This window comes from Methanobrevibacter sp. (assembly GCF_045586545.1).
Classification (GTDB): domain Archaea; phylum Methanobacteriota; class Methanobacteria; order Methanobacteriales; family Methanobacteriaceae; genus Methanocatella.
Genome location: NZ_JAZNAN010000033.1, coordinates 1 through 9,415, shown reverse-complemented (window position 1 = coordinate 9,415; position 9,415 = coordinate 1). Strand labels below are relative to the sequence as shown.

12 protein-coding genes are annotated in these 9,415 nt (G+C 32.9%); 11 read left to right on the top strand and 1 reads right to left on the bottom strand.

What is annotated here, in order from left to right; translation table 11 throughout:
• The 6 genes from ACKI3D_RS02980 to ACKI3D_RS02955 form a co-directional block, all read left to right on the top strand.
• A partial coding sequence (locus ACKI3D_RS02980) for a toll/interleukin-1 receptor domain-containing protein (protein ID WP_407392217.1) occupies nucleotides 1-678 on the top strand: 678 nt, incomplete at its 5' end.
• 195 nt (nucleotides 679-873) lie between these two features.
• Nucleotides 874-1,629, top strand: coding sequence for a hypothetical protein (locus tag ACKI3D_RS02975; RefSeq protein WP_407392215.1), 756 nt, complete (start codon nucleotides 874-876; stop codon nucleotides 1,627-1,629).
• A gap of 160 nt (nucleotides 1,630-1,789) precedes the next feature.
• A complete protein-coding gene (gene pyk, locus ACKI3D_RS02970; protein ID WP_407392213.1) occupies nucleotides 1,790-3,193 on the top strand; it encodes a pyruvate kinase in 1,404 nt (467 codons plus the stop codon).
• A gap of 154 nt (nucleotides 3,194-3,347) precedes the next feature.
• Complete coding sequence (locus ACKI3D_RS02965; protein ID WP_407392211.1) at nucleotides 3,348-3,503, top strand: hypothetical protein; 156 nt, start codon at nucleotides 3,348-3,350, stop codon at nucleotides 3,501-3,503.
• Between the two features lie 85 nt (nucleotides 3,504-3,588).
• A complete protein-coding gene (locus ACKI3D_RS02960; protein WP_407392209.1) occupies nucleotides 3,589-4,506 on the top strand; it encodes a hypothetical protein in 918 nt (305 codons plus the stop codon).
• 3 nt (nucleotides 4,507-4,509) lie between these two features.
• Nucleotides 4,510-4,932: a hypothetical protein gene (locus ACKI3D_RS02955; protein WP_407392207.1), complete on the top strand. Its 423-nt coding sequence runs from the start codon at nucleotides 4,510-4,512 to the stop codon at nucleotides 4,930-4,932.
• Here ACKI3D_RS02955 and ACKI3D_RS02950 read toward each other — a convergent pair.
• Nucleotides 4,924-5,667 (bottom strand): archaeosine tRNA-ribosyltransferase, encoded by a 744-nt coding sequence (locus ACKI3D_RS02950; RefSeq protein WP_407392205.1) that lies wholly within the window; start codon nucleotides 5,665-5,667, stop codon nucleotides 4,924-4,926. The two genes, ACKI3D_RS02955 and ACKI3D_RS02950, sit on opposite strands and share 9 nt — an antisense overlap.
• Nucleotides 5,668-5,850: 183 nt before the next feature.
• On the opposite strand from ACKI3D_RS02950, the gene hdrC reads away from it, so the two are divergent.
• From hdrC to ACKI3D_RS02925, 5 genes are all read left to right on the top strand, one after another.
• Nucleotides 5,851-6,813: a CoB--CoM heterodisulfide reductase subunit C gene (gene hdrC, locus ACKI3D_RS02945; RefSeq protein WP_407392203.1), complete on the top strand. Its 963-nt coding sequence runs from the start codon at nucleotides 5,851-5,853 to the stop codon at nucleotides 6,811-6,813.
• Nucleotides 6,814-6,834: 21 nt separating this feature from the next.
• On the top strand, nucleotides 6,835-7,722 hold the full coding sequence (hdrB, locus tag ACKI3D_RS02940) for a CoB--CoM heterodisulfide reductase subunit B (RefSeq protein WP_407392201.1): 888 nt from the start codon (nucleotides 6,835-6,837) through the stop codon (nucleotides 7,720-7,722).
• 198 nt (nucleotides 7,723-7,920) lie between these two features.
• Nucleotides 7,921-8,187, top strand: a complete 267-nt coding sequence (locus ACKI3D_RS02935; protein ID WP_407392199.1) for a DUF749 domain-containing protein — start codon at nucleotides 7,921-7,923, stop codon at nucleotides 8,185-8,187.
• A complete protein-coding gene (locus tag ACKI3D_RS02930) occupies nucleotides 8,184-8,711 on the top strand; it encodes a DUF2096 domain-containing protein (RefSeq protein ID WP_407392197.1) in 528 nt (175 codons plus the stop codon). The genes ACKI3D_RS02935 and ACKI3D_RS02930 overlap by 4 nt, the downstream gene beginning before the upstream one ends.
• 9 nt (nucleotides 8,712-8,720) lie before the next feature.
• Complete coding sequence (locus ACKI3D_RS02925) at nucleotides 8,721-9,410, top strand: metallophosphoesterase (protein ID WP_407392195.1); 690 nt, start codon at nucleotides 8,721-8,723, stop codon at nucleotides 9,408-9,410.
• The last annotated feature ends 5 nt before the right edge of the window (nucleotides 9,411-9,415 follow it).

Here is a 9,415-nt window from a genome sequence, read left to right as displayed (position 1 = left end):
AGTGATAAGAATGCTGCTGATGCGATTTGTCATGTTTTGGAGGAGAATAAGTTTAAGTGTTGGATTAAGCCTCGTGATGTAGGTATTGGCCATATTGCTGAGGAGATTACTGCTGCTATTAAGGCTTCTAAGTCCATGGTTTTGGTGTTTTCTGAGCATGCTAAGGCTTCTAATTATGTTAATACTGAAGTAGATATGGCATTTTCTAATAATGTTCCTATTATTGTTTTTAAGATTGATAATTCTAGGTTAGATGGTGGTTTGGAGTTCTTTTTGGAGAATAAGCATTGGCTGGATGCCTATCCAAATCCTTCTCAGGAGTTTAAGCAATTGGTTATTGATGTTTCTAAATTGTTAGATATGCCTATTAAGGACCCGGTTGTCAGTGATGACGTTCTTGGTTCTGTTGCTTCTCTTGGTCCTGTTGCGACTGTTGAAAATATGGTTGTTCCCAGTGTGAAAAATGAATCTAAGGAAAACAGAGGAATGTATTTTCTTAAAATTTTCTCTGCAATGTGTATACTTCCAACCGTTTTGTCTTTTATTGGTGCAATGTCATCGTCTCCAAACGGACAAGTAAGTGATTTTGGAACAATATTAATCCTAATAGCACTAGGTCTTTTCATTCTTACTCCACTATATGTCATTGGAAAATACCTTATTGAAAGATTTGGTTAGAATTAACTAATATTAATTTGTTGTATTGGAGGCAAAAAATTTAATCTGCACAGGTTAATTTGTATTTCAGCCTTCTGATACTTCTTACTTTTTTTAAATGATTTTTACGAGCTTTTGAAATCAGGATATGTAACGATCCGCTTGGATAATGAAAAATTTTTTTAACATGGTTTAAATAGTATTAATAGTGATAATTTGAAGATTAACTCTAAAATATTATGCATTTTAGCTGCTGTAGCTGTTATTGCAATGGTAATTTCAGCCGTTAATGCAGTGGATTTAGTTAAAAATGATTTTAACAATGAAAATTTTGCAATAGACATTCCTTCTGGCAGTGATTTTAGCGAAGAGGTTACTACTAACATCAATGCCGGAGACGTGGCAATGAATATGTTAGTATTTGAAAATTCAGGAAATAATTCTGATGATGTAAGCGCAGTTATATATTTAAAAGATTCATCCCCTGACAAAAACGTAATATCTGACTTTACAAACGATTTACAAAAGGATGGTGAAATTGTTGAAGAGAATGATGGTTATGTCATAGTCAAAACTCAAAATTCTAATAATCTTTTTAATTTTGATGTTGGAAATGATTTAGATAGCATATTCAGCTTTTTCGATGGGCTTTTTTCATCTGATGGAAATATAAATATCTCCGATAATGGTGATGGGATTTCATTTTCAGATGGTGTTTTAGAAATCCATGATGCAAATGGAGAGAATGTTTCTATTTCTGCTGACGGAATAAAAGTCTCTGGTGAAGCATCAAGTGAAGATGGAAATGTTTCTGATGTTACCGATGTGTCCGTTGAAGGCAACATGACCGATATTCACTATGGGGAATATGTGCTTTATTTAGAAAATCCTGACAATAATCAATTAATTGCCATCTCTGGAAACAATTTAGATGTTATGAAGGCAATGGCAGATACTGCTTCTTTTAAGTGAATTAATTTTTATTTAATTCTTTTTTTTATTTTTTTGGCAGGTTTTTTCACAAATTATATAACTTTCTCATTTTATACTATTAATTAAGTTTGCATTGTAATGATTTGCCTTTTCTTAGTTTTGGTTCATAAATAAGAAAAGGTTGTTTGGAGAGGATATTGTGAAAAAGACAAAAATTATATGTAGTGTAGGTCCAGCATGTGATTCTGTCGAGATTATGAGTGAAATGGCTAATAAAGGAATGGATTGTGCACGTATTAATTTTAGCCATGCTACAGAAGAAGGAATATTAAAAACAATAGAGGTTATCCGTGAAGTACGTAAAGCATGTAATGTGCCTATAGCTATAATGTATGATACCAAAGGGCCTGAATTCAGAACTTTAAAATTTAAAAACGGTGGTGTAGCTCTTCAGGAAGGAGATACTATAAAGATGAGTAAGACCTGCATACTTGGGAATGAAGAGGAATTCGGAATTAATCATAGCGATGCAATTGACTTTATAAACATAGGGGACAAGGTGTTTATAGATAATGCTTTGCTTGAATTGGAGGTCATTGATAAGAAAAATGATTATGTGCTGTTAAAAGCTTTAGACGATGGTAAAATTCAGGATAAAAAGACTATAAATGTTCCTGGTGTAGACTTAAAATTGGATTTCATGAGTGAAGTGGATAAAAAAGACATAACCTTTGCATCACAACATGCCTGCGATTATTTGGCTTTATCTTTTGTGAATACAAAAGAGGATGTGGTTGCTGCCCGTAAAATTATTGAAGAGTCTGGAGGAGATGCCCTTATAATTTCAAAAATCGAAAGTCGTAGGGGCATTGAAAACATTGATGAAATAATTGATGAATCTGATGGCATCATGGTGGCTCGAGGGGATTTGGGAGTAGAAGTTTCACTGGAAGAGTTGCCAATGCTGCAAAAGGCTATTATTAGAAAATGCCGGGAAAAGGGCAAGTTTGCTATTGTTGCTACTGAAATGCTAGCGTCTATGTATGATAGTCCTAGGCCTACAAGAGCAGAGGTTTCAGATGTAGCTAATGCAATATTGGACGGAACTGATTGTGTTATGCTTTCTGGAGAAACTACCATCGGAAAACATCCAATACAGTCAGTTGAGACAATGGATCGAATATGCAAATATGTAGAATCAACTATTGACTATACAAAGCATGTCGCTTACAAGGGCTCAATAGGCGTTAGTGATACAATTGCCAAATTAGTTGTAGGCGCTGTTGAATTCATGGACATCAAATTAATAGTTACAACTACTCTTACAGGGTTTACAGCTCGCAGGATTAGTAATTTTAGACCAAACTCCATAATTTTGGCTTGCTGTCCATCCAATCATATTGCAGAGAGGCTTGTTTTAAACTTTGGTGTTAAACCCATAATAACTGATATATATGAAAGTACTGATGAAATGGTTGAAAATGCAAGAAAAATGGCTCAAAAAGAATTTAATCTAAATAACGGAGATTTAATAGTAGTTACTGGCGGATTTCCATTAGGTGAAGCAAGTAAAACTAATTACTTGAGAATTGTTGAAATTTGATTATGCAAAAAATGAATCTTGTCTTTCAATTGATTCTTGCAAAAGCAGAAGGGGATTAATAATTTCAGCATTAGTGCAATGTTAAAAATCACATGTTAAAATGCCCCGAAATTACACTAAAACGTTTATTAACTAGTATGCACAATCTATTTGTATGACTCGAAACAGACGTGTAACAATTAGCATCAATAATGACATTGACTTGAATTTTCGTAAAATAGCCTCCAATAAAATGTTATTCAAAACTGGATGGTATTCCAAAGCAATTGAAGAGGCAATGTTATTGTGGATGGAAAAAGAAGATAAATAAAATTTTTTCTTCTTTTTTTTCTTTTTTTAATCATTAACTATTTAAATAAAACAAATCTATTTATTAATATAGAGTGGGTGTTAAAATGGAAAGTGATGAATTTAGAACTGTTAGAGTTTATACTAAAAAATACACTAGTAAAGATAAAGACGGCAATACTGTTGAAAAGGAATCTCAACAAAAACAGGTCAGTCTTAAAAAAGAGGATTCCTTTGAAGACAATGAGCTAGTAAAAGTATTGTCCCAAGATGAATATCAAAAATTAATTGACAACCAGTTTAGTGATGCAAAACTCGATGAATTCAAGCATACAATTGAAGCAAAAGATGCAGAAATCGAAACATTAAATGATCAAATCCAAACTCTTAAGGGGTCATTTTTTGATGATGTCGATTCACTTAAGGAACAATTGTCCGATAAGGATGAGCTTTTAAAGGCAAAGGATGAGATTCATGAGTTGAACAAAAAAATCACTAAAATCGATGATGAGAGAGTCGCTATTTTTAAAGAGCTCGATTATAAAAATAAGATGATTTTGGCCTATAACGTAGAGCTTAACAAATCAATTTTGAATGCTATTAATGTTGTTATTGATGAAGCAAGGGATAACATTAATAGAAGAAATGCTCAACTTGTCCAAGATTTGGAAAAATCCATTGAAAAGTCCAAAATGGAAGTAAATGAGAAGAATAAAGCTATAGCATATGAAATAAAAACCACTGTTGAGGACATGAATGACCAAATTAGAAACACAAGCACTCTTAAAATGATACTTAACAAAAGAAAAATTAATTTAAGGGTACCTGTTGATGATTTGTTGAAACCTTTTGAATTTGACTTTGATGTTGAACAATTGCTTTCAGGCCAAGCATTAGAACTTGACGCTGCTGAAATATTAAAAGAAGTAATGCCAAAGCTTCCAGAACCATTCTCCAAATATATTGATACGATGGAAGATTTGGAGGAACATGAAACAATAGATGTTTCATCTAAAGAGGAATAGTTCATGAAAACATTCAATACTGGCAGAATCACTTTCGAATACCCCAATTCCTGGGAAGTTGAAAAGGCAGATATCTTATCTAACCCTGATTGCATTGCAACATTATCTAAAGGTCAAGATAACCTAATCAATGCCGTAATGTTCCCGACAGCCACAAACCTTGACGATTACAAGATTTTCATGGAAGATATAATTTCAGATGATGGTGGAGTAATAATAGCTTCAGATTTCACTCAAATCGCTGATAAAGACGCTATAAAACTTCATGCAAATATGGATACTCCTGAAATCAATTTTGACATCCACACTTACGTTTTTGTAGAAAAAGGTGATATCTATATATTTGAACTTCGAACTTTGGATGTAACTGGTGAATCCGAACGAGAGTTCACAAATATGATTCAGACATTTGAAATATTAGAATAATTGAGTATATTCAAGCAGATAATCCATGCAAGTCCTATCAAGTATTTTTAATGTTGAGACATTTTGTGGAGTTGTGCCTGAGCGTTCTTCTACAAGATTTCTCAAAGATCTATTTTTCATGTGTGCATGAATTTCCTTAATTACAAATTCCATATTTTCAAGATTCTTTTTTTCCAGTTCTTCTTGAGTGATATCTTCATATATTGGGTAAGAATTTAAATCATATGTCTTTGTTGGAGTTTGCAAAACATTCAAATAACTATAATAATTTGCAGAATCTGCTAAAAATCCATCAATTCCCATATAGGTCAATATAGGCATGAATGCAAGTTCTGTAAATGAAAAAATAAAGAAACTATTCTTTTTGGCTTCTTTTTTAAGGGAAATAACAACTTCAACAAGGTCTTTTGGGTTGGTTAAAAGCGCATCACCGTTGGCAATTATAAATCCATTGTAACCCATTTCCTCAAGTTGTTTTAGGCATTCAATTCTTAAATCAATGTATTTGGAACCCTGGATAACAGCAACATCGCATTCATCTACATTTTCACGTGCAAGCCTTAATGTTTCTTTAACATTAAATTCAGCAATTTCACGGTCAATATTATATGCTGATCCTTCATTTGGGGTGATTTTTAGTTCATTTCTGAAAAATATTTTTGGGCTGATTTCACCATCAATTTTTCCGATTCTTCCAGGTCCATCATGTGATTTGATTTCGAATTTTTTAATCATGTATGTCTTTCCTATTTTTCTTTAGTTTAACTTTGAATTTTTAGGTTTATATAAATTTTTCATTTTGTGTAATCATTTAGGTTACACAAGCTAAATTTTTAGTAAGCTTTATATATGTTTTTTTAAAGAATATTAGTATGGATTTGAGGAAATAATCCTATGATTATCCGAGGTGTGTTTTCAATGTCTATAATAAATCGTCTTAAATCCTTATTTAAAGGGGATAATGAGAAAGAAGAAGAAGACATCAATGCTGATGTTTTAGACACATCTGATGATGTCGAAGTTACATCTTCACAAGAAGTAAATGATCCAATCGTATCTGGAACAAAAACAACTGTTCCTATGGATGATGGTGATAAAGATTTAACTTCCAAAGAAGACATCGAAACTGTAGAAGATTCATCTGAAGAAATTGTGGAGGAAGCTGAAGCTCCTGCAGAAGAGGAAGCTCCTGTTGAAACTGAAACTGTTGAAGAGGAAGCTCCTGCAGAAGAAGAAGTTCCTGAAGATGAAGAAGAAACAACTGAAGATGTTGTTGAGGAAGTTGAAGAAAATTCAAAAGATAAAGATAAAAAGAGAGATACTATGACTTTATTGACTGATAAAGAATTATTAAATGATAGTAATCGTGACCCAGATTTCACTGCTGAATTCATTGACTCTGGAATCGAAACTGTAAAACATTGTTTCCAATGTGGAACCTGTAGTGGAAGTTGTCCTTCTGGAAGAAGAACTCCATACAAAGTAAGACAAATTGTCAGAAAATGTTTATTAGGTTTAAAAGAAGAAGTTATCACTGATGACGCATTATGGATGTGTACTACCTGTTACACTTGCCAAGAAAGATGTCTCAGAAGTGTTAAAATTGTAGAAATTATCAAAAAAGCACGTAACATCGCAGCTCACGCTGGATACATGGCTAAACCTCACAAAATGACTGGTGTATTTGTAATGAACACTGGACACGGTGTACCAATCAACGATGCTACTAAAGCTTTAAGAACAAAAATTGGTCTTCCTGAAATTCCACCTACAACTCATGCTTACCCTGAAGCATTAGAAGAAATTAAAACTATTTGTAAACTTACAGGATTTGACGAATTAATCGGTTACGATGAAGCAACCGGCGGATTAAAAGAATAGATTTATGAGGAGAGTTATAATATGGAAATCGCATACTTCTTAGGTTGTATCATGAACAACCGTTATCCTGGTGTTGAAAAAGCAACCAGAAAATTATTCGAAGCATTAGATATTGAATTAAAAGACATGGAAGGAGCATCTTGTTGTCCTGCTCCTGGTGTATTCGGTTCTTTTGATGAAGAAACTTGGGCTACTATTGCAGCTCGTAACTTAACTCTTGCTGAAGACATGGGTGCTGACATCATGACCGAATGTAATGGATGTTTCGGTTCATTATTTGAATGTAACCACATGTTAAAAGAAAGTGAAGAGAAAAAAGCTGAAATTAACAAAAACTTAGCTGAAATCGGCAGAGAATTCAAAGGTACTATTGATGTAAAACACTTCGCTCAAATTTTAAGAGACGATGTTGGATATGAAAAATTAGCATCTTTAATCGAAAAACCTTTAGACTTAAATGTTGCTGTACACTACGGATGCCACTTCTTAAAACCAACTAAAACTATTGGTATTGAAGATAACGCTGAAAACCCATCTATTTTAGATGACCTTGTAGAAATTACTGGTGCTAAATCAGTTGACTACAAAGACAAAATGATGTGCTGTGGTGCTGGTGGAGGTTTAAGATCCAGAGATTTAGATGTAACTACTAGTTTCACTAAAGAAAAACTCGACCACATGACCGAAGCTGGTGTAGATGCAATTGTTAACGTATGTCCTTTCTGCCACTTACAATTCGACCAAGGTCAAATTGAAGTTAACGAAAAATACGGAACTGACTTTGCACTTCCTGTATTCCACTTAGCTCAATTATACGGATTAGCTATGGGATTATCAGCTGACGAATTAACTTTCGATGCTCAAAGAATTGATGCAACCCCAGCTATCAAAAAAGCTTTAGGTGAATAAATTTAAGGATTTTTCAATCCTTTTATTTTTTTCTTTTTTTAGGCATTGAAAACACATTTTGGATTATGGTTATCATATTGATAACTATTTTTTTTATTAACATTTTTTTTAGTTTGATTGCATACGAATAATTCGTAATCATGTTTATATATGATTAGTTAAATAAAATTAAATATTATATATTTAGAGGTGTAAATTATGTTTGTAGCAACATTAGATGGAATATTTAAATATTCTGACCTTCCAGAAGAATACGAGCCTTATGTACAATTTAAAGCAACTATAGATAAAAGAGAACTAAAACCTAGTGATGAATTAGCAATCTTAAACATTTCAGGTACTTCTACTCATCATGTTTTGTTTTTAGACTCTTATTCCACTACTGATGAAATCGAACAAGAATTAAAAGATGCTGATGCAAAAATCAACCATACTACTTTAAAAATTATAGGTGGACATTTATGAGTTTGCCTTCTGAACAGAATTGGTTAATTCTTCAACATCTCATTTCAGATTTGACTAAAAAAGGGTATGAGATTCCTAAAGGAATTAACTCTGAGATGGGAATAATCAGGTCTACTATCAGTTCTTATAAAAGAGATCCATCCCATCCTGAATTAATCAATGGTTTGGCAAAAGCAGAAATGTCTTTAAATAATATTCAAAGAACTCTTTTAATAATGGCTGAAGAGGAAGGAGATGAATATGTTGACCAATGGATGGACATGCTTAAAAAGGCCATGCAAGGTGAAAAAGTTTTTGAATTTGCTAAATCCCGGTCAAGATTTTTAATTAATGCACCTCCAGGTTTAACAACCGGAAGAATTAATTTAAGAACTCCATTGGCCGAAGAAAGAGTTCAAGAAATAGCAGAATGGAATGGTCTTATCATTGAATTCAATGATGATGTGACTGTTGAATTACATGGTGATAAAGAAGATCTCCAATTTGGTTTAAAGGAAATGGGATCTTTCTTTTTAGAAGAATGAGGAGATATTATGACAAAAATATTGGCAATTAGTGATGTTCATGGGGAAGAAAATGAAAATTTATATGCTTACTTAAATAATAATGATATTGATTTAGTTTTAATTCTTGGGGATATTACTGATTTTGGTCCTTTAGACTTCGTAGGTACATTTATTAATAAAGTAGCAGATTGTGGTGTTGATGTAATTGCAATTCCTGGAAATTGTGACCCAAATGGAATCTGTAATGCTATAAATGACGTGGCATTCTGTCTTCATAATACTATCATTGCTTATGGAGATGCAATATTATTCGGATTCGGTGGTTCTAATCCAACTCCATTCGATACTCCTGGTGAAATGGATGATGATAAGATTTATAGGCAAGTTTATGATTTATTAGCTAATTATGACTATGTTTATAACTCAGAGGTTCCTAAAATTAAGATTTTAGTTACACACGCTCCACCTTTCAACACTGATGCTGATAGAGTTTCAAATGGCGAACATGTGGGTAGTCCTGGAATTCAAAAATCAATTCACGAATTTGAACCTCAAATTAACCTTTGCGGACATATTCATGAAGCCAAATCACTTTCAAAAATTGGAAAAACTACTGATGTGGCAAATCCAGGAATGCTTAAAGATAATGGAGCTGTTCTTATAGATATTAAAGATGGCTCTAATTATGACATTAGCATTATCTCATTAGATGAATAATTAAT

What these genes read in the sequence shown, in the direction of transcription:
- ACKI3D_RS02965 (WP_407392211.1), top strand. Translation starts at nt 3,348, where the DNA reads ATGACTCGAAACAGACGTGTAACAATTAGCATCAATAATGACATTGAC.
- ACKI3D_RS02960 (WP_407392209.1), top strand. Translation starts at nt 3,589, where the DNA reads ATGGAAAGTGATGAATTTAGAACTGTTAGAGTTTATACTAAAAAATAC.
- ACKI3D_RS02955 (WP_407392207.1), top strand. Translation starts at nt 4,510, where the DNA reads ATGAAAACATTCAATACTGGCAGAATCACTTTCGAATACCCCAATTCC.
- ACKI3D_RS02950 (WP_407392205.1), bottom strand. Translation starts at nt 5,667, where the DNA reads ATGATTAAAAAATTCGAAATCAAATCACATGATGGACCTGGAAGAATC.
- hdrC (WP_407392203.1), top strand. Translation starts at nt 5,851, where the DNA reads ATGTCTATAATAAATCGTCTTAAATCCTTATTTAAAGGGGATAATGAG.
- hdrB (WP_407392201.1), top strand. Translation starts at nt 6,835, where the DNA reads ATGGAAATCGCATACTTCTTAGGTTGTATCATGAACAACCGTTATCCT.
- ACKI3D_RS02935 (WP_407392199.1), top strand. Translation starts at nt 7,921, where the DNA reads ATGTTTGTAGCAACATTAGATGGAATATTTAAATATTCTGACCTTCCA.
- ACKI3D_RS02930 (WP_407392197.1), top strand. Translation starts at nt 8,184, where the DNA reads ATGAGTTTGCCTTCTGAACAGAATTGGTTAATTCTTCAACATCTCATT.
- ACKI3D_RS02925 (WP_407392195.1), top strand. Translation starts at nt 8,721, where the DNA reads ATGACAAAAATATTGGCAATTAGTGATGTTCATGGGGAAGAAAATGAA.